This is a genomic window from Qipengyuania vulgaris (assembly GCF_009827325.1).
Taxonomy (GTDB): domain Bacteria; phylum Pseudomonadota; class Alphaproteobacteria; order Sphingomonadales; family Sphingomonadaceae; genus Qipengyuania; species Qipengyuania vulgaris.
This window is the reverse complement of record NZ_WTYC01000004.1, coordinates 252,884-271,691: the sequence shown is the minus strand read 5'-3', so window position 1 is coordinate 271,691 and position 18,808 is coordinate 252,884. Positions and strand designations below refer to the sequence as shown.

Genomic DNA, 18,808 nt, shown 5'->3' with positions numbered 1-18,808 from the left:
GCTACTGCCGCAGGCGTTCGAGCGCCTGCGCGAGTGCGACGTACAACTTGCCCATATCACTGGAAAGCAGCGTGACACTCACCGCATTCCCGTCTCGGGTCGATAGCATGGTGCGCAGCATGCCCTCGAAGTCGTGGATGTACCTATTGACGTGCTCCCGGAAATCACTGTCATTATCGTAAATCTCGGCGATTTCCCGGGCTTCCGAATTATCAAGCAAGCGAACAGCACGCCGGGTGAAAATACCGCGGTCACCTCTCAGATAACTTGCCCAAGCTGTATCGGTTACTTCACTCGACAGCACCTTTGCGATGTCAATGGAGTTGGAGTTAAGACTTTCGGTGATAAGCGCCACGCGCCGCGCGAAGTCGCCGTCGATCGTGTCAGTTGCTTTTTCACGTGCGCTGATGATGCGCGTTTCCAGATTTACCGTCAGTTCGTTCAAGCGACCGAGTTGCTCTCTTAGATGTAGGGTCATTTCCCGAGTTGCCTGGTCCGATCGCTCACGCGCCTCGTCCAGCTCGGCGAGCGCATTCTCAGTTCGTTCGGCCAATGCTTTTTCGATCTGGTCTGCGCTTCGCGAACCTATCGTTTCTGCAATCCGATTGATACGACCGGACTGCTCGTCTTCGATAGCGGCGAGAGCGGATTGGGCTTTCTCTTCCAGAGTGACGATCGCCTGCCGCAATTCGTTCTGCACCTGGTCCGCAAATTCGTTGCTGTCGCTCGCCAGAGCAACGAGGTTGGAGCGCAAACGCTCAACGCTTTCGATCTGACGTTCCGCAGTCCCCTCAAAATTCTGCTGGAAAGCGTCGAACCCTTCCATGGCGGCGCGTGTCCGATCTTCGATTCCCGTCATACCTTCGGTCAGGCCTTCGCCGGTCATCCGCGCCTGATCCAACAGTGAATGAATACCGCCGGCCCGCTGTTCTATTTCTGCAAGACGCGCTTCGGACGCTTCCATGGCCTTGGGCAAATTCTCCGCGCTCTGTTTCGCGCTCGCCTGAATGAGTTCGAGCAGGCGCACGCTCGCATCGGTAAGGCGGACGATATCTTCGTCTGTACCGGTCAAAGCCTCGCGGGTGCTCCGCAATTGCTCGGCCAGGGCGTCTATCCCGCCGCCAAGAGCCTCTCGTGCTTCATGACCTTGTGCGGCAATCGAGTTGAACGTCGTCCCGAGCGCACTGATGCGGTCACCAAGTGCTTCGCCATCCTCGACAAGCGCACCAATCTGCAATCGCTGTGCTTCACGTCGTTCCGCTATGACCGCGTCAAGTGTTCCAAGCCGCTCCTCAAGCGAAGCTGCCATCTCGTCCTGTGCAGCCGAGAGCGTTTCGGTGCGGCGAAGTGTTTCTTCTTCAAATAGTCGGTTGTGTTCGGCAATCCTCCGATCAACCTTCTCGGCTTCTTCGAACAGAGCCCTGAGCTTGGCATTTGCAGCTTCCAGTGCATTTTCGTCAATTTGCTTGATCTCTGCCACGGCTTCATCAAGCCGGTTTCGCATCGCCTCGACCTGGCCACCCCAAATGCCCATAGCGTTGTCCTGATTTTCGCGAATACCACGGGCGATTTCGCTCGCTTCGTCTCTCAACGAATGAACCCGAACGCGCAGGGAAGCGATTGCCTGCTCTTCTTCATCGCTTGCAGCGGTATGCGCTTCTGCCAGTTCACTGCGCAGCGCAATGCTCCGCGCGCGTAAGGCGGAAAGCGCCTCGATCTCATGAGTCTGCAAGTCTCTGCGAACGGCATCGCTGCCCTCTGAAAGAGCTGCAAACCGTTCGGCGGTAATCGTTTCAAGCTCGTTCGCTTGCTCAAGAAACGCGGCCAGCGCTTCATCGACACGCTTGCGTAGCGACCCGACCTGTCGCTCGCTCGCTTCTCCGAACTGGTTGAGACGCTCGAAACCGCCAACCAGCGCACCGAGCTGCTCCTGAGCCGCCCGACCGGCACCGCCGATCTGGTTCGAGACATCCCGGGCCGAATTCGCAATTACTGGGAGATTGCCTCGCAACTTCTCCATATTTTCCAGCGCCGAGGTGCTGGCGCCGTGAATTGAATCGATTTGCTCGCCATTATTGCGAATAAGCCCCTGGAGACGGTCAGCATGTTCGGATATTCGCTCGGAAGCGCTCCGGCCCAGATATTCGAGATCGCGCGACTGATTTCCAAGAAACTCACGCGCAAGGCTGAGCTCGCGATTGATGATGACCAGGCGGCTTTCCAGCAATTCCGACTCGTCCGAGAGGCTTCGAGCAACAAGACCGTAGCGTTGGGCCTCCCGCGTGGAGTTCCGCGTGGCGAGCATCAATAAAGCTATGATGAGAAGCGTCGGAACAGACCACTCGATGATCGACGAGGCCCATCGTTGTGCGGTCCCATCAGATGCTATTTCAGGCCAGATCGTCCACCCGTAGAAAATTGTCCAGGCTGCAACACCCAGTGTCGCCAAGGAAGGTATAACCCAGCTTCGTCCCGCTGGTTCTGCCTCATCTTCGCTCCACTCGACATTTGCATCGTCAAGATCGTCAAGAACCTGCTCCTCCAGAGGGCCGGTGTTCTCGGGAACATCGAAAGCGTTGGTCTCGCCTTCGACGACAGAAATGTGGGAGCGCTTTGCCATTCCCTTTGTGTAGCATGTCCTTCGATACCAGAAACCCTTGTTAACCTTTCAAACCGGCAGGTTATGCGGAATTTCCGTTCGCTCGACCGTTTTTGGAAGCTAAGGCAGCCCTCAACCTTGCCGTGCGCATTTGCACTTGGACGCTTTGCAGGTTAGCGGCGCGAACCTTATGGTTCATCGAGCGCCGCAACATGGGGACTGACAATGCGCATTGCCTTGCTCTCGACGGTGGACCGGAATGCACACCCCGGCTCGGCAAGACCTCCGTTTGCTAATTTTGCGGGCGCGATGGTTGTAGAGAGACAGCTTGATCTTGCGCGGGAACTGGGATGCGAAAGGGTTATCTGTCTCGTCAATGCGGTTGAGCGAGAGGTTGTCGAGTTGCAGCATCGGGCCGAATGCTCCGAGATGAAGTTTCGTGCCATTCGTCAGCCATCGCGGCTCGGCGGCATGGTAACAGCAGATGACGAATTGTTCGTGATTGTTTCGGGCCTTCTCCCCGACGATGATGCGGTGAAATCGGCGTTATCCGATATGGGAGTTCTTGCCTTCCCTGCCGACCTTGCAGTTCCGCTCGGCCATGAGAGAATTGATCTAGGCTTTGCTTGGGCAGGGGCCATGCTGGTGCCGGGGCACCTCGTCGAGAAACTGGCCGAATTACCGGGTGACGTTGATGTACCCAGCGCCTTGATGCGTATTGCGTTGCAATCCGGTATTCGCCTTGTTCCCCTGGATCGTAAGTTGCTGGCCGAGGGTCAATGGCATCTCGATGCCGACCGTCAAACGCTGAAATTGCGCGAGAAACGATGGATTGACTCACAGCGCCGGAGAATAGCCTTTCGCGCTCCTGGCCTCGCAGTCGCCGAGCGCGCCGGCGCTCGCCTCACCCGTGATATTGTTGGCCAGTCCGCCGAACCATTTCCACTGGCAGCTTCCGCAGTTTGCTTACTTGCGGCGATGACTTTCGGGTTTCTGGGATATGCGTCAGTAGGAATCGGCTTGACCGCCCTTGGTGCCCTGTTTGCTCATATTGGGGGTGTAGTGGAACGGGTGGCAAGGCGTGGCCGTCCACGAAGCAAACCAAATCCGCTGAGAAGGCTTGTCGACCTTCTCATCGACCCACTTTTCGCGATACTTCTGATTTTGGCTGCGCCAGAAGAACTCGGCCTCCTTCGAGGGTTCGTTCCCCTGATCCTCATTGGCCTACTGCGGCTTGGTGAACGTCACGCCAGCGAGGATTGGCGGGCAACCTACTCGGATCGCATCTTGCTGGGACTCTTGCTTGCTCCGGCTGCCTTCTTTGGCATCTCAACGGAGATGGCAGCGGCTCTTTCCTTGCTAGTCCTTGCAACGCGCTTCTTCAGGCCGTTGCGTGACGACTAACAGTGAATTAACCACTGCAATGGTAGGTGTCTGTGATGGACCGTGTGCCCGTCATGAGTAGAGCCGAGCATGCTTCGGGCGTCGATCTGCGCGCGGCGTTGGTGCGCAGCGATTCCATGTTGGCAGGCATCGAACCCATCCTCGGTCATCTACTGTCCGCCCCCGATCATTCGCTTTTCAGCGACGAGATCGTTGCTCGCGTGGCAGGGATGCTCGCTGATCTCGCACGGCAGGTTTTGCACACACAGGCAGATGCGACTGGTAAAAAGGGACGTGACGCCTTTGCGGATCGTCATGGCGAAGCACTGGCTGAGCATTTTCAGGCATGCGGTAATTTGCTGGCTCATTGCCACGCGCTGGCCATCGAATGGCAGATGACAAGCCGATTGGAAGCGGAATTGGGCATCGATCCCGTGTTGTCGCCTGCTATGCAGCGGCTGATAGCAGATTCCGATCCGACGACTTCCAGCATTGCGATGGCAACCCTCGCTGCGCAGGCCCGATTTGTCCAAGCTCAGCGACGGATGGAATTGCCGTTGGGCGAATTACCTGGTGAACTGCTTCATCAGTTGCTTCTGGCGTGGCGAAGCTACTGTGGCGAGTGTCGCAGTGAAGCCTTTGATCGTGCGGAAACCAGATTGCGCAAGTCCTTCGATGAAAGCTCCGCACGGATCGCTCTCTTCGAGCGGTTAGTCAGCCTTTGGAATGATCGAAGCGACTTGCTATTGGAAGATGCGGGAGCGGGATTGTTTTTCACGGCACTCGCAATGCGCTCCGGACAAACTCGGGAATTGGCTGTGCTCTCAAGCCATGGCCGCCAAACCGTCCGCCTTGCATTGGGCCTTCGCGCTGCCGGTCTTGATCCTCGGCGCATCGACGAAACCCTCTTGCGTCTCCACCCTGGGGCAGCTCCATTGGTCGGTCTGGACCAGATCGATCAGGATCAGGCACGCGGGATGCTACTTGATGCGGCCCATGCGTTCGAGCAGCGATCATGACAAGTTCCGACACCCGATCCATCGCGTACGGCAAGACCGATGCAGAAGACAATTTGCTGGAAGCCGACGGGCCGCTCGCGCAACTCAACCGCGCTTGTGGAGGCAAAATCGGTAGCACGCTTGCAATCCCCGAATTGCTTGTATTGGTTGGGAAAGCCCGTGAGTTTGGTTTCCGCTTGTCGCGCCAATTCCACGCCACCGATGGACAGCAACGAGTCGCGGCATGGGTCGATATCGCGCCTGCTGAAGGCTGCGCTGGGGGCTGTGAAATCGCGGTAGCCAGCTGGAATCTCGATCAGATAACTCCGGACAGCGCCGCGAATGCCAAGCTCCGACACACAGAGGTCCGCCGCTATCTAGCGGAATGCACCGCGAGGCTTAATCCTTCACAACGGGTATTATCGGTCGAAACAGACGCACCGGATCTGCTCGAATTTGGCAAGATGTTGACCAACGGGGTCGGTCGTCCATGGACCGACTTCGCGATTTTTCCGAACGACGTTCATGAGCAGCCGATGCATTGGGAGCTGCTTGATGGAAGCAGGTGCAGGATTGCGGGTTCGCAACGCGAATGGATCGCGTCCCTCGAGCCTCTCGGCCAGCCAGAGCCTGGGAGCGCCGGTTTCGTTTTGCACCTCAGCGCCTCGCGACCCCTCGCTGTGGTGAAGGGCAGCGGAAAGACAGCTACGCCATCGCTAGGAAAGGACCTGACGCCGGTTCTGCGCCAACCCATAAACCGCATCATTGCGAACGCGGAAACAATCCGCGCCAAACTCGCAGGACCACTGAAAGCGGAATATAGCGACTACGCAGCTGATATTGCGAGCGCAGGACAACACTTGCTCGCGCTGATCGACGATCTGTCCGACCTGGAGGTGGTCGAGGCCGACGATTTCACGACTGCACCCGATCGGATCGATCTCGGCGATGTAGCCCGGCGCGCCTGCGGTATTCTCGGGGTACGCGCGAATGAGCGCGGCATCGTCCTTGACCCTCCTTCAGAAGGAGAAAGTCAAATGGCGGTCGCTGAATTCCGCCGGGTCTTACAGGTTTTGCTCAATTTGGTAGGCAATGCCATTCGATATTCACCAAAGGACAGCCGAATTTGGGTTCGCCTAGATGCTATCGGGAATAGGGCAATGATAACCGTTGCCGACCAAGGCCATGGTCTAGATGATCAGCAACAGCGCAAGGTCTTCGAGAAGTTCGAAAGGCTTGGCCGCGGTGACGACGGTGGATCTGGTTTGGGGCTATATATTTCGCGCCGTATCGCTCGCGCGATGGGCGGAGATTTGACGGTAGAAAGCGCGCCTGGACAAGGCGCCCGCTTCACGCTCTCGGTACCGGCGGAAACAGACTAGCCGGGAAGACCGAGCCACACTATTTTGCGATCAGGGAGCCACGCCAAAACAAAAGCGCACCCAGCAGGAAGGTCAGCCCGCCGTAGATCGCCCAACTACGCTCTGCGAGCATGAAGCTGTCGCTTGGCCATTTCACGAGACCCAATCCCTGCAACACCCAAAGGCCTCCGGAAAGCATGAATGCCATTCCGAAGACCATGAGGGTGAATCGCAGCATCAGCGCTGGCCGATGGGTACGTAGTCGCGCTCAGTAGGCCCGGTATACAGCTGGCGCGGACGACCGATGACCTGGCCGGGATCGGAGATCATCTCGTTCCACTGCGCAACCCAGCCCACAGTCCGGGCGAGGGCGAAGAGCGCGGTGAACATGGTGGTCGGAAAGCCGATCGAATTCAGGATGATACCTGAATAGAAATCCACGTTCGGGAAGAGCTTCTTTTCCTTGAAATAATCGTCATTTAGAGCAAGTTCTTCCAGCCTAAGCGCCGTCTCGAATACCGGATCGTTCACGTTCAGCGCTTCGAAGACTTCACGCAGAGTCTGCTGCATGACCGTGGCTCGCGGATCGTAATTCTTGTACACGCGATGACCGAAGCCCATCAGGCGGAACGGGTCGTTCTTGTCCTTGGCACGCTCGATATAGTGCGGGATCCGGTCAGGCGATCCGATCTCCTGCAGCATGTTCAGAGCCGCTTCGTTCGCACCGCCGTGAGCCGGGCCCCAAAGGCAGGCAATACCCGCAGCGATGCAGGCGAACGGATTCGCGCCCGACGAGCCAGCCAAGCGGACGGTCGAGGTCGACGCATTCTGCTCGTGGTCGGCATGCAGAATGAAAATCCGATCCATCGCGCGTTCGATCGCCGGATGAATTTCATATTCTTCCGCAGGGACGCCGAATGTCATGCGTAGGAAATTGCCGGTGTAGCTTAGATTGTTGTCCGGCTGCATGAAAGGCTGGCCGATGGAATATTTGTAGGCCCAGGCTGCAATCGTCGGCATCTTGGCGATCAGGCGATGGCTACTGATCTTCCGGTGTTCGGGATCGGAGATATCGGTGCTGTCGTGATAGAAAGCCGATAAAGCACCCACAACGCCACACATGATAGCCATGGGATGCGCGTCCCGGCGAAAGCCCTGATAAAACTGACGCAACTGATCGTGCAGCATTGTGTGGCGGGTGATCGTGTAATCGAAGTCGTCAAGTTCGTCAGACTTCGGCAATTCGCCGTTGAGCAACAGGTAAGCGACTTCCATGAAGCTGGATTTTTCGGCCAGTTGGCCGATCGGATAGCCGCGGTGGAGAAGGACCCCTTCTTCGCCATCGATATAGGTCAGCGCACTTTCGCAGCTTGCCGTCGATTTGTAACCGGGATCGTAAGTGAACTTGCCGGTCGTCCCGTATAGCTTGCGGATATCGATGACGTCCGGGCCAACGCTTCCTTCCAGAACCGGAAAGTCCTGGCCTTGTCCGCCGATATTGAGAGTTGCCTGCTTGTCGGCCACGCGTGTCTCCTTGGTTCGTATTATTCCTTGCCTGCGAGCGAGGCTTGCGCGTCAATACGCGCCAGCGACTCTTCCTTGCCCAACAGGACCAGTACGTCGAAAATTCCGGGCGACGTCGTTGTGCCCGTCAGCGCCGCCCGCATAGGCTGCGCCAGCTTGCCAAGACCCAGATCGAGCTCCTCGGCATACGATTTCGTAGTGGCTTCGAGTGCCTCGATTGTCCAGTGATTTTCCTTCGCGAGCCGGGCGGACAGACCAGCCAGTTTCTCGCGACTTTCATCATCAAGCAAGGTCGCCGCTTTGTCAGTCATTTCCAAGGGGCGGCTCTTGAAAAGAAATCCTGCACCTTCAACCAGTTCACCTACAGTTCTAGCACGTGTTTTAAGAACCGGCATAGCCTTGGTGAGCAATTGCACATCGGCTGTATTGCCGAATTTTTCGGCCACTAAGGAAGCAAGCCGTGCATCGTCTGCCTCACGGATATAATGACCGTTGAGGTTCTGGAGCTTCTTTATGTCAAAGCGGGAGGGGCTTTTTCCGACACCATCCAAGTCGAAAAGTTCGATGGCTTCTTCGCGGGTGATTTCTTCCCGATCGCCATGGCCCCAGCCAAGGCGTAATAGGTAGTTGAAGAGAGCTTCCGGCAGCACTCCTTCTTCGTCGCGATAAGCTTCGACGCCCACGGCGCCGTGCCGTTTCGATAGCTTTGCCCCGTCCGCGCCGTGGATCAACGGAACGTGGGCATAGACCGGATCGGGCCAATCGCCTTCGATCTCGTTCATCGCGCGCATGATCGGCAACTGGCGGAAGGCATTGTTCAAATGATCGTCGCCCCGAATGATGTGGGTCACCCCCATGTCGTGATCATCAACGACAACGGCCAGCATGTAAGTGGGAGTGCCGTCAGCCCGCAGAAGGACATAGTCGTCGATCTCGGCATTCTTGACCGTAACCTTACCTTGGACCTCGTCGTGGATCACAGTCTCACCCTCGGTGGGGACCTTGAGGCGTATTACGTAAGGAGCACCTTCAGGTGCCTCGCCTTCGTCACGGTCGCGCCAGCGCCGATCATATCGCATCGGCTGCTTGTTCGCGCGTTGTTGCGCACGCATGTCTTCGAGTTCTTCGGGCGACGCGTAACATTTATACGCATGCCCTGCGTCCAGTAGCTGCCTTGCCACTCCGGCATGGCGCTCGGCGCGATCGGACTGAAAAACGGGTGGCTCATCGAAATCGAGGCCAAGCCAATCAAGGCCTTCGATGATCTTGTCGATCGCCTCCTGCGTGCTGCGTTTGCTGTCGGTATCTTCGATGCGCAGCAATGTCTTGCCGCCATGATGACGGGCGTACAGCCAGTTAAACAACGCAGTGCGTGCGCCGCCGATGTGAAGGAAGCCTGTTGGCGACGGAGCGAACCGCGTTACGACCTGCTTGTCGGTTTCGCTTGCCATTCCTTCGTCTTTCCTTTCAGGTATTTGCATGGCGACGCAGGGGACGCCGCTGGTTCCGCTCAGCGATACGGATTTGACCGCGGATGCTGCATTGCAGCGCCCTTGGCGCATGCGTGACGCATTGTCCAGATTCGCGGGGCAATTGGAGGCCTTCCTGGCAGCCTCGGGTTTCGACCGCGGGCCTTGGCTTGTGGTCGCTTTCGCCGCTGGTATCGGTAGCTGGTTTTTCCTGTCGCAACCGTGGCAGTGGATCGCTGCTGCTTCGATGGCCACTCTGTTGTCCCTTGCTTCTCAAACCCAGTGGAAAGGCGATGATCGACACGCTCATCTCAGACTAGCAGTCACCGCTGTGGGTCTGGCCTTCGCAATCGGTATCGCAATAATATGGGCCCGTTCCGAGATGGTCGGGGCAGAGGCAATCGACAGACCCTCGCTAATGCAGCTCGATGCACGAATCCTCGAGCGGGACGAGCAACCGTCTGAAGACTGGGTTAGGCTCGTTTTGGCAACGCGGGATGCCGAGGCCGGGCGGCCAATCAAAGTTCGCGTCAATGTCCCGCTAGAGCACGACTTGGCCGCGCTCGATGAAGGTGCACGAATTCGTCTTCGCGCCCGCCTCATGCCACCTTCCGCGCCTCTGTTACCCGGCGCCTACGATTTCGCCAGAAGCGCCTGGTTCGATGGCTATGCTGCCACCGGTTCGCTGGTCGGCGAGATCGAGATAGTCGAGGCATCGCAAGGAGAGGACGGTGCAATTGCACGATTGCAGCGGCGGCTGTCATCGCATGTGCGGGAACGCCTAGAGGGATCTTCAGGAAGCATAGCAGCTGCATTCGCAAGCGGCGATCGCGGAGCCATCAGCGAAGCGGACGAGGTGGCTATGCGCGATGCCGGACTGACGCATTTGCTATCAATAAGCGGATTGCATGTAAGCGCTGTCATTGCGGCGGCATATTTCATCGCGCTCAAGCTGCTTGCACTGTGGCCATGGCTGACTTTGCGAATACGGTTGCCACTAGTGGCCGCTTGTGTCGCCGCAGGCGCAGGTATCGGGTATACCCTTCTTACCGGAGCCCAGGTCCCGACAGTCAGAAGTTGTATCGGCGCAGTTCTGGTCCTGATTGCTCTGGCGCTCGGACGCGAGCCTCTATCGATGAGAATGGTGGCGGTGGCGGCCGGGGTCGTACTGATCCTTTGGCCAGAGACGCTGGTCGGGCCAAGCTTCCAAATGAGTTTTTCGGCCGTGATCGCAATCGTAGCTTTGCACAATGCAAAGCCAGTCCGCGATTTCCTTGCGCCGAGGGAGGAAGATTGGGCAAGATGGTTTGGGCGGCGGGTGATCACGCTTTTCGTTACCGGCATCGTGATTGAAGTAGCTTTGACCCCCATCGTACTGTTTCATTTTCACCGCGCGGGACTCTATGGAGCATTCGCCAATGTAATCGCAATTCCGCTGGTTACCTTTATTTCGATGCCGCTGATAGCAATTGCATTGCTATTCGATGTGGCAGGGCTGGGCGCTCCGGTTTGGTGGCTTGCCGGTCAATCGCTGGACCTTCTCCTCGTTATCGCACGAACCACAGCTTCCCAGCCTGGCGCGGTTAAGCTGGTACCTCACATAGGTCTCGGTATCGTTCTGCTATTCGTCGTTGGCGGATTATGGCTTGCACTCTGGCGAGGAAGGGCTCGGCTGCTGGGGTTTGCTCCAGCTTGTATCGGAGCAATACTGCTCGTTCAGTCCGCTGCACCCGATGTCCTGATTGCGCGCGATGGCCATGATGTCGGATTGGTCGACACCGCTGGTCGACTGTTTTTGCTCAAAGACAGTCCCGGCTCTTATGCACAGGAAAATCTGATCGAATTGGCCGGTACGGAAGCGAAACCACGCTTGATGACTGACTGGCCGCAAGCGCGCTGCAACGCCGATTTCTGCAGCGTTCCCATCGAGAGGTCGGATCGGACGTGGCACCTATTGGTAGCGCGGAGCGATGAGCACATCGACGAACGTGCCTTGGCCGCCGCTTGCGAAAAATCCGACATCGTGATTGCAGACCGTTGGTTGCCGTTCAGCTGCCGTCCCCGCTGGCTAAAGGCTGATCGACGCTTTCTCGAGGACAACGGAGGTACGGCGATCTATCTCGGCGATGAGCGGATAGAGACTGTCGGCGCCTACCAAGGCGACCACGGCTGGTGGATGGCTACCTCATCTCAATAAAGAGGCGCCCGACCGAAGTTGGACGCCCAGCTTAACTCAGGGATGCTCGCTCAATGGTAGCGGCGCAGCAGACCCGCCAGCTTGCCTTGAACCTGCACCCTGCCGGCTTCATAGACCTGCGGCTCGTAAGCCCCATTTGCCGGGTCGAGCCTGACCATCGCGCCTTCCTTGCGCAGATATTTCAGGGTCGCTTCCTCGTTATCGACGAGAGCCACGACGATTTCCCCGTCACGAGCCGTTTCGGTCCGTTTGACCAGAGCGAAATCGCCATCGAAGATGCCGGCTTCGATCATGGAGTCGCCGCTGACTTCGAGTGCGTAGTGATCGCCCGGCCCAAGTAGCGCAGCCGGAACGGGCATCGAAGATTGACCCTCGATCGCCTCTATCGGGGCGCCAGCTGCAATGCGGCCATGAAGTGGAACATCGATGATGTCATTCGCCGGCTGCGCCGCAACAGGCTTCGCCGTATGGGCTGCAATAACGGAGTCGTTTGCAGAGGCAGGGGTGGCCGATGGCCGAGAAGCGCCCATTACGGAATTTTCCGGAAGTTTGATGACCTCGAGCGCACGGGCACGATTGGGCAAACGCCGGATAAAGCCACGTTCTTCCAGGGCCGAGATCAGGCGATGAACGCCGGACTTGCTTTTCAGGTCGAGCGCTTCCTTCATCTCCTCGAAAGAAGGCGAAATGCCGGTGTCTTCGAGCTTCTGCTGAATGAAGCGGATCAATTCGTGCTGCTTGGCGGTCAGCATCGGGTAACTCCCTTTGTTCCTGTTCACAAAGATGTGAACGAATGTGGAACAATTAGGCAACCAATTTCGTCAAGTCAAGCTTTCCGGGGGTTTCGGCGCCGCCGCTCGAAGAACAGGCGTTCCCGTTTCAGTCCATGACCCGCCAAGTCCCGGACTTGCCGCCTGTCTTCTCAAGGAGACGGATTCCTTCGATCACCATGGTGCGATCTAGAGCCTTGCCCATGTCGTAGAGCGTGAGAAGGGCGACACTGACGGCGGTCATCGCTTCCATTTCGACACCCGTCTTTCCGGTCAGGCCAGCCGTAGCCGCCACTCGGATGGCATCGCCTTCATCGGTGAAGTCGATCTTGATGCTTTCAAGTCCCAGAGGATGGCAAAGGGGTATGAGTTCCCCCGTGCGTTTGGCTGCCATGATCCCCGCGATCCGGGCGGTCGCCAAGGCCTCGCCCTTGATGCCAATGCCCGACATGATCGCTTCCAGAGCTTCCGGTTTCATCCGAATTCTCCCCTCAGCGCTTGCGCTCCGATGGGTCCCGGATTTTGCGCTGACATTGACCATGCGAGCGGCTCCGGCCTCGTCGAGATGAGTCAGCCTATTCATTTTGAAGGGTGGGGATCCTCAACGGTGGAAGACATGGACCACATGGACCACAGTCCTGACGGGAAAAATCGATCCAGTGTCTGGTCAGTCGATCGGGCGGATGGGGTTGGGGAGGGGTGAGACATTTTTAGCCTCATGCCAGTTTCTCAACTGGTAGGACAGTCTATCCCTGCAATAGCGCCCGTGTTGCAGCCTCTACATCACCCTGCCGCATCAGGCTCTCGCCGACGAGGAAGCTGCGGACGCCGGATCGGGCAAGACGCTGGCAGTTCTGATGGGTGTCGATCCCGCTTTCGCCGACAAGAAGGGTGCCTTCTGGTGCACGGGAGGAAAGTTCTTCCGTGATGCGAAGGTCAGTCTCGAACGTCTTGAGATTGCGATTGTTTACTCCAAGAAGTCGTGACTTCAATCCAGCCGCGCGTTCCATCTCACTGGCGTCATGCACCTCGACAAGAACGTCCATCCCCCGTTCAATCGCAGCCGCCTCGATCTCGATCATCTGTGCATCTTCGAGCGCGGCAACGATGATCAGGATAGCGTCGGAGCCCATCGCCCTTGCCTCTGCCACTTGCCATGGATCTATCATGAAATCCTTGCGCAAAACCGGCAGCGAGCATGCTTCGCTAGCGGCGATCAGATAATCCTCGTGTCCCTGGAAATATGGCGCATCGGTCAGGACCGAGAGACAGGCGGCACCGCCGGCCTCGTAAGCCTGCGCATGATCGGCAGGATGGAAGTCCGCGCGTATCAGCCCCTTTGACGGACTGGCCTTCTTGATCTCGGCAATCAATCCAAAGCCGCGATCCTGAGCCGCTTCCAGAGACCGCAGGAAACCGCGCGGCTCACCTTGTTCCTGAGCGAGGGCATCCAGATCGGCAAGGCTCAGCTCCGCCTTGCGAGCAGCCACTTCATCGCGCTTGGTTGCACAAATCTCCGCGAGCTTGTTCATTGCGCGAGTTCGATCCAGTCGGCCATAAGTTGCTTCGCCCGACCGGAATCGATTGCCTCGCCGGCCATGTCCGCTCCCTCCGTCCAATCTGTGGTCTTACCCGCAACGATCAGTGTTGCCGCTGCGTTAAACAGAACGGCATCACGGTAGGGTCCCGGTGCGCCCATAAGCAATGCCTCGAGCGCCTTGGCATTGTGCGCTGGGTCGCCTCCGCGGATCGCTTCGACGGGGGCATGCGGCAGGTTCGCCTGGACCGCAACCACCCGGCGCATTTCGAAATCATTACCTTTCACATCGGCTAATTCGTTGCCGCCCGCGAGGCTGAGTTCATCGAGCCCCTCGTCACCCGAAGCAATGAAAGTGCGCTCGGTACCAAGCTTCGCCTTGGCTGCGGCATAGATCGGGACATAGGCGGGACGGGCGATACCAATCAGCTGGCGCTTCACACCTGCCGGGTTTGAAAGCGGGCCCATCAGGTTGAAAATCGTGCGAACCCCGAGTTTCTGGCGAATTGGCTGGATTCGTCCCATCGCCGGGTGATGATTCTTCGCGAAAAGGAAACAAATACCTATTTCATTCAATGTCTTTTCGGCCGTTCTTCCTGCCGCGTCCATATCGAGACCAAGCGCCTCCAGCGTATCGGCGGCACCCGACTTCGAACTTGCGGCACGGTTGCCGTGCTTCGCTACCGGTACGCCGCAAGCCGCGACCAGAAGGCTAACCGCCGTCGATACGTTAAGGGTGTGATGCCCGTCTCCGCCCGTACCGCAACAGTCGACCGTACCGTCTGGCGCATCGATCGGGATCAGACGTTCGCGCAGAGCGCGTGCGGCCCCGGCGATTTCGTCCGATGTCTCGCTACGCGCGGACATCTCGGTCAGGAAACTGCCAATTGAGGCATCTTCAATCTCGCCGTCGAGTATCCATCCGAACACTTCGTGCGCTTCGGTCTCGTTAAGATGCGTCGTGGCTGAGGGAAGATTTTTCATACGGGCACCTTGGCGTCGATCCCGCACAGGGCAAGGAAGTTGGCGAGCAATGCGTGGCCGTGCTCGGTCGCTATGCTTTCGGGGTGAAACTGGACGCCGTGGATAGGCAGCGTGCGATGGCGAAAGCCCATCACGCTGGAGCCGTCCAGCCCGGGTGTCTCGCTCGTGGCGTTGACGACCAGGCAGTCGGGAATCTCCTCGACAATCAAAGAGTGATAGCGCGTTGCAGTGTAGGGAGAAGGCAGGCCTTCGAAGACACCAGAGCCATCATGCGTCAATGCACTGGTTTTCCCGTGCATGAGACCGCCACGAACGACGGCGGCGCCGAAATGCTGACCGATCGCCTGATGACCAAGGCACACGCCCAGCAAGGGTTTCCCGGCCTCGGCGCAAACGGAAACGAGATCTAGACTGACACCAGCCTCGTTCGGCGTGCAGGGGCCGGGCGAAATGAGGTAGCCCGCCGCGTCACGCTGGAGAGCCTCGGCAGCCGACAACGCATCGTTGCGCACAACTTCGACCTCCGCACCCAGTTCCATAAGATAGTGAACGAGGTTGAAGGTGAAGCTATCGTAATTGTCGATGACGAGGATGGAGCGATTGGCGGTCATTTCGGCGCGTGATTGCGGGCAGTCTGCATTCCTTTCAAGCAAGGAATGCTGCCTGACGTCTCATCCTTCCTTGCCCGCAAGCTTGTCGGTCGCACGAACGAGGCCGTCTATAATGCCCGGTTCACCAGCCGAGTGACCGGAATCGTGGACAACCCAGAGCTCTGCTTCCGGCCAAGCCTTTTTCAATTCCCAGGCTGAAGTCGGCGGAGTGCAGATATCATGGCGACCCTGCACGATGATCCCCGGAATGTTCTTGATCTTGCCGACATTCTTGAGAAGTTGTGCCTCTTCCAGAAAGAAATCCTTGAGAAAGAACTTCGCGCAAATCCGCGCGAAAGGCACCGCCTTGGCGGGATCGGCAAAGCTGCCCAGCAGTTCTTCGTTGGGTAGCAGCGTCGCGACATTCCCTTCCCACAGCGACCATTCCCGAGCAGCGTCGAGGCGGGTTTGTTCGTCGTCGCTTTTCAGCCTGTCGTAATAGGCCTGAACGAGATTACCGCGCTCTTCTTCCGGAATAAGGCCGGCAAAATCGTCCCACTGCTCGGCCATGATTTCGCTGGCGCCATAGGAGTAGAGCCAGTCTTTCTCTTTCTGGCGGCCCAGGAAAACCCCGCGCAGCACGATCTCGCTGACCCGGTCAGGATGGCTCTGGGCATAGGCGAGGGCGAGAGTCGCACCCCAACTGCCGCCGAATGCCTGCCATTTTTCATGACCGCACATCACTCTCAGCCGCTCGACGTCATCGACAATGCGCCAAGTATCGTTGTTCTCGATTTCGGCAAAGGGAAGCGACTTGCCGCAGCCGCGCTGGTCGAACAGCAGAACGTCGTAGAGCTCCGGGTCCCACTGGCGACGATGGTCGGGAGACATGCCGCCCCCGGGCCCACCATGGAGAAATACCGCGGGCTTGCCGCCAGGCGTGCCGACACGCTCGTAATAGAGCGAGTGTCCTTCGCCGACATCCAGCATGCCGGTTTCGTAGGGCTCAATCTCCGGGTAAAGCGTGCGACCGTATTCAATCATCGTCATTTTCCTTCCTCTCGACCACGACTATCGGGCCGATTGGCGCGCCAGTATCAAGGCGATCGGTGGCAGGGTTCCACAGTGCGGATACATTGCCGTCGAGATACAGTGCGTTTCTTACGGAAAGTTCGTCACGATAGAAGCGTGCCAGTTTGCCGAAGCTGATTGCAGCATTCGAAATAACGAAGTGCGCGCGCCCTTTCTCGTCGACACCGACCGCATTGCGCACGAACCGCGATTCACCGTCGCGGGATATTTGCGGATGCAATTCTCCATCGATGACCAGCATCGGCCCGGACTGGGTCCCGAATTCAGGCCGTTCGCGGACATTAGCGAGGAAGTCTTCGGTAGAACGCACCTCCCATGTGTCACCACTTCCAAAAAACACGCCGTTGGGTTTCGTATGGAAATTGCCTTCGCCGTCGGCAGTATTGAGTGACTGGAGTCGCTCGCCATCTTCGACGAAATAGCCAATCGGCTTGCCCTCATCGTCGAACATACCGGCATTCATCGCAAAGGCGATCGCGTTGGCTTCATGATCGCCGGAATAGGCGGTCAGGCTGCGATAGGGACTTTCTCCGGAAGGCCCTAAATCCATCGAAAGACGGTGCCGTGCAGGTGTGGCGAGGCAGTGGGTTAGGGGCGTATCTTCGAAAATAATCGAACGGCAGGCACTCTCGACGTGTGTCGTGCCTGTGGCAGTTTCGCTGGGACTCGGTAGCGGACTGGGCGCTCCGGCCTGCCCGTCGATCCTCGTGCGAGTAACGGGTTCACCCTCAGGGGCGGGCTCGCATGAACCAAGCAGAAGCAGAGGAAGCGTTAGAATTGCGTACTTCATTGTCCGTAATCCCGTTCCTGTGCAAGACGCACGGCCTCTTGTGCTGCAGCGAATAGGGCGCCTGCCTTCGCTTCGCACTCGCGTTGCTCGTAGACGGGATCACTGTCCGCTACGATCCCTGCGCCCGCCTGCACGTGCATGGTGCCGTCCTTGACGACTGCAGTTCGTAAAACGATGCAGCTGTCGAAGGATCCATCAGGTGCGAAATAGCCAACGCCGCCAGCATAGGGGCCACGAGCGGACGGCTCCAGTTCGGCGATGATTTCGCAGGCGCGGATTTTCGGTGCCCCGCTGACTGTACCCGCGGGGAAACCCGCAAACAGGGCATCGATTGCATCATTCGATCGATCGAGCTCACCCACGACGTTGCTGACGATGTGCATGACATGGCTATATCGCTCGACCGTGAAGCTGTCAGTCACGGTAACACTGCCGCTCCGTGCCACACGGCCAACATCGTTGCGCCCCAAATCGAGCAGCATCAAATGTTCGGCACGCTCTTTTGGGTCGGCCAGCAGGGATTTTTCGGCTGCACGGTCCGCGACTTCATCCGCGCCGCGCGGACGTGTGCCGGCGATGGGCCGGACGGTGATCTTGCCGTCGCGCACACGGACGAGGATTTCAGGGCTTGAGCCCACAACCGCGAAACCCGGGAGGTCGAGGAAATAAAGGAAGGGTGAGGGGTTAACGCGCCGCAGTGAACGGTAGAGCGCTATGGGAGGCAGTTCGAACGGTGCGGTGAATCGCTGGGACAGAACGACCTGGAAGACATCGCCTGCTCGAATGTACTCCTTTGCGCGGCGAACCATTGTCGCATAGTCATCTGGGCCCATCGTGGGTTCTGCAACCGGCGCGGGATGCTCGGCGCAATTGGACGTGTCATGATCCAGAGCACCGTTGAGCCGAGCGAGGGCAGCGTCGATATTGTCGGATGCCTGGTCGAGTTGTGCTTCCGCCACAGCGCCCTCGGGCCAGAGCGGGGCGATGCAGTACAGGACATCCTTCAGGCTATCGAACACGAGCAGGAGGGTTGGCCGGACAAAGAGCATGTCGGGCAGATCAAGTGGCCGCTGCTTGGGTTGGGGCAGCTTCTCCACGAGGCCTATCGTTTCGTATCCGAAGTATCCCACGAGGCAGGCAAGCGCAGAGGGAAGGTCGTCGGGGACATCGATCCTGCATTCGGCCAGCAGGGCACGCAGCTGGTGCAGGGTCTCGCCCTCGCAAGCTTCGAATGCCTCGGCATCGGTCTGCCAGTTCCGGTTGATCTCGGCCCTGTCTCCGTAGGAACGGAAGACGAGGTCGGGCCCAAGACCGAGCAGGCTATACCGCCCGCGCACCTCGCCTCCTTCCACCGATTCAAGGAGAAAGTCGCCTCGGTTCTCCTGCATCAGACGCAGGGCCGCGCCGACAGGGGTGACGGTGTCCGCCACGACCCGGCGCCAGACCAGCGCGGGGCGCCCGTCTTCAAGTGCCTCAAGTGCCTTCGCACGGCCTTCCATCGGTCGCGTCAATCG

The 18,808-nt window shown here is 58.2% G+C and carries 16 protein-coding genes; 4 read left to right on the top strand and 12 right to left on the bottom strand.

Annotated elements, in window-relative coordinates:
- Position 1: 1 nt before the first annotated feature.
- Positions 2-2,620 carry a coiled-coil domain-containing protein gene (locus GRI69_RS09870; protein ID WP_160728110.1) on the bottom strand — a complete coding sequence of 873 codons (2,619 nt, stop codon included), beginning with the start codon at positions 2,618-2,620 and terminating at the stop codon, positions 2-4.
- A 204-nt stretch (positions 2,621-2,824) separates the two neighbouring features.
- Here GRI69_RS09870 and GRI69_RS09865 point away from each other — a divergent pair, with 204 nt between their 5' ends.
- The 3 genes from GRI69_RS09865 to GRI69_RS09855 all read left to right on the top strand — a co-directional run bounded on the left by GRI69_RS09865 (position 2,825) and on the right by GRI69_RS09855 (position 6,362).
- Positions 2,825-4,003 carry a hypothetical protein gene (locus tag GRI69_RS09865; RefSeq protein WP_160728109.1) on the top strand — a complete coding sequence of 393 codons (1,179 nt, stop codon included), beginning with the start codon at positions 2,825-2,827 and terminating at the stop codon, positions 4,001-4,003.
- Positions 4,004-4,119: 116 nt separating this feature from the next.
- Positions 4,120-5,001 (top strand): hypothetical protein, encoded by an 882-nt coding sequence (locus tag GRI69_RS09860; RefSeq protein ID WP_160728108.1) that lies wholly within the window; start codon positions 4,120-4,122, stop codon positions 4,999-5,001.
- Positions 4,998-6,362: a sensor histidine kinase gene (locus GRI69_RS09855; protein ID WP_160728107.1), complete on the top strand. Its 1,365-nt coding sequence runs from the start codon at positions 4,998-5,000 to the stop codon at positions 6,360-6,362. The genes GRI69_RS09860 and GRI69_RS09855 overlap by 4 nt, the downstream gene beginning before the upstream one ends.
- Positions 6,363-6,381: 19 nt before the next feature.
- Here the strand turns inward: GRI69_RS09855 and GRI69_RS09850 are convergent, their stop codons facing one another.
- From GRI69_RS09850 to gltX, 3 genes are read right to left on the bottom strand one after another with little or no spacing between them, the layout of a single operon-like run.
- Entirely contained in the window at positions 6,382-6,579 is a 198-nt protein-coding gene (locus GRI69_RS09850) for a hypothetical protein (protein WP_237453034.1), read from the bottom strand.
- Positions 6,579-7,865, bottom strand: coding sequence for a citrate synthase (locus GRI69_RS09845; RefSeq protein WP_160728106.1), 1,287 nt, complete (start codon positions 7,863-7,865; stop codon positions 6,579-6,581). Before GRI69_RS09845 ends, GRI69_RS09850 begins: the two co-directional genes overlap by 1 nt.
- A 20-nt stretch (positions 7,866-7,885) precedes the next feature.
- Positions 7,886-9,316 (bottom strand): glutamate--tRNA ligase, encoded by a 1,431-nt coding sequence (gene gltX, locus GRI69_RS09840; protein ID WP_160728105.1) that lies wholly within the window; start codon positions 9,314-9,316, stop codon positions 7,886-7,888.
- A gap of 28 nt (positions 9,317-9,344) precedes the next feature.
- Between gltX and GRI69_RS09835 the strand changes: the two genes are divergently transcribed.
- Positions 9,345-11,531 carry a ComEC/Rec2 family competence protein gene (locus tag GRI69_RS09835; protein ID WP_160728104.1) on the top strand — a complete coding sequence of 729 codons (2,187 nt, stop codon included), beginning with the start codon at positions 9,345-9,347 and terminating at the stop codon, positions 11,529-11,531.
- Positions 11,532-11,581: 50 nt separating this feature from the next.
- On the opposite strand, the gene lexA is transcribed toward GRI69_RS09835, so the two are convergent.
- The 8 genes from lexA to trpE form a co-directional block, all read right to left on the bottom strand.
- A complete protein-coding gene (lexA, locus tag GRI69_RS09830; RefSeq protein ID WP_160728103.1) occupies positions 11,582-12,283 on the bottom strand; it encodes a transcriptional repressor LexA in 702 nt (233 codons plus the stop codon).
- Between the two features lie 127 nt (positions 12,284-12,410).
- A complete protein-coding gene (gene moaC / locus GRI69_RS09825; RefSeq protein WP_160728102.1) occupies positions 12,411-12,884 on the bottom strand; it encodes a cyclic pyranopterin monophosphate synthase MoaC in 474 nt (157 codons plus the stop codon).
- Positions 12,885-13,047: 163 nt separating this feature from the next.
- A complete protein-coding gene (gene trpC / locus GRI69_RS09820; RefSeq protein ID WP_160728101.1) occupies positions 13,048-13,833 on the bottom strand; it encodes an indole-3-glycerol phosphate synthase TrpC in 786 nt (261 codons plus the stop codon).
- Positions 13,830-14,822: an anthranilate phosphoribosyltransferase gene (gene trpD / locus GRI69_RS09815; RefSeq protein ID WP_160728100.1), complete on the bottom strand. Its 993-nt coding sequence runs from the start codon at positions 14,820-14,822 to the stop codon at positions 13,830-13,832. The genes trpC and trpD overlap by 4 nt, the downstream gene beginning before the upstream one ends.
- Positions 14,819-15,433 carry an anthranilate synthase component II gene (locus tag GRI69_RS09810; RefSeq protein WP_160728099.1) on the bottom strand — a complete coding sequence of 205 codons (615 nt, stop codon included), beginning with the start codon at positions 15,431-15,433 and terminating at the stop codon, positions 14,819-14,821. Before GRI69_RS09810 ends, trpD begins: the two co-directional genes overlap by 4 nt.
- Before the next feature lie 60 nt (positions 15,434-15,493).
- Complete coding sequence (gene pip / locus GRI69_RS09805; protein ID WP_160728180.1) at positions 15,494-16,456, bottom strand: prolyl aminopeptidase; 963 nt, start codon at positions 16,454-16,456, stop codon at positions 15,494-15,496.
- Positions 16,449-17,054 (bottom strand): phosphodiester glycosidase family protein, encoded by a 606-nt coding sequence (locus GRI69_RS09800; RefSeq protein ID WP_237453033.1) that lies wholly within the window; start codon positions 17,052-17,054, stop codon positions 16,449-16,451. The genes pip and GRI69_RS09800 overlap by 8 nt, the downstream gene beginning before the upstream one ends.
- A gap of 236 nt (positions 17,055-17,290) precedes the next feature.
- Positions 17,291-18,793, bottom strand: coding sequence for an anthranilate synthase component I (gene trpE, locus GRI69_RS09795; RefSeq protein ID WP_160728179.1), 1,503 nt, complete (start codon positions 18,791-18,793; stop codon positions 17,291-17,293).
- Between the last annotated feature and the right edge of the window lie 15 nt (positions 18,794-18,808).

Coding starts and splice junctions, on each gene's coding strand:
- GRI69_RS09870 (WP_160728110.1), bottom strand. CDS start 2,620: ATGGCAAAGCGCTCCCACATTTCTGTCGTCGAAGGCGAGACCAACGCT.
- GRI69_RS09865 (WP_160728109.1), top strand. CDS start 2,825: ATGCGCATTGCCTTGCTCTCGACGGTGGACCGGAATGCACACCCCGGC.
- GRI69_RS09860 (WP_160728108.1), top strand. CDS start 4,120: ATGTTGGCAGGCATCGAACCCATCCTCGGTCATCTACTGTCCGCCCCC.
- GRI69_RS09855 (WP_160728107.1), top strand. CDS start 4,998: ATGACAAGTTCCGACACCCGATCCATCGCGTACGGCAAGACCGATGCA.
- GRI69_RS09850 (WP_237453034.1), bottom strand. CDS start 6,579: ATGCTGCGATTCACCCTCATGGTCTTCGGAATGGCATTCATGCTTTCC.
- gltX (WP_160728105.1), bottom strand. CDS start 9,316: ATGGCAAGCGAAACCGACAAGCAGGTCGTAACGCGGTTCGCTCCGTCG.
- GRI69_RS09835 (WP_160728104.1), top strand. CDS start 9,345: ATGGCGACGCAGGGGACGCCGCTGGTTCCGCTCAGCGATACGGATTTG.
- lexA (WP_160728103.1), bottom strand. CDS start 12,283: ATGCTGACCGCCAAGCAGCACGAATTGATCCGCTTCATTCAGCAGAAG.
- moaC (WP_160728102.1), bottom strand. CDS start 12,884: ATGAATAGGCTGACTCATCTCGACGAGGCCGGAGCCGCTCGCATGGTC.
- trpC (WP_160728101.1), bottom strand. CDS start 13,833: ATGAACAAGCTCGCGGAGATTTGTGCAACCAAGCGCGATGAAGTGGCT.
- trpD (WP_160728100.1), bottom strand. CDS start 14,822: ATGAAAAATCTTCCCTCAGCCACGACGCATCTTAACGAGACCGAAGCG.
- GRI69_RS09810 (WP_160728099.1), bottom strand. CDS start 15,433: ATGACCGCCAATCGCTCCATCCTCGTCATCGACAATTACGATAGCTTC.
- pip (WP_160728180.1), bottom strand. CDS start 16,456: ATGATTGAATACGGTCGCACGCTTTACCCGGAGATTGAGCCCTACGAA.
- GRI69_RS09800 (WP_237453033.1), bottom strand. CDS start 17,054: ATGGATTTAGGGCCTTCCGGAGAAAGTCCCTATCGCAGCCTGACCGCC.
- trpE (WP_160728179.1), bottom strand. CDS start 18,793: ATGGAAGGCCGTGCGAAGGCACTTGAGGCACTTGAAGACGGGCGCCCC.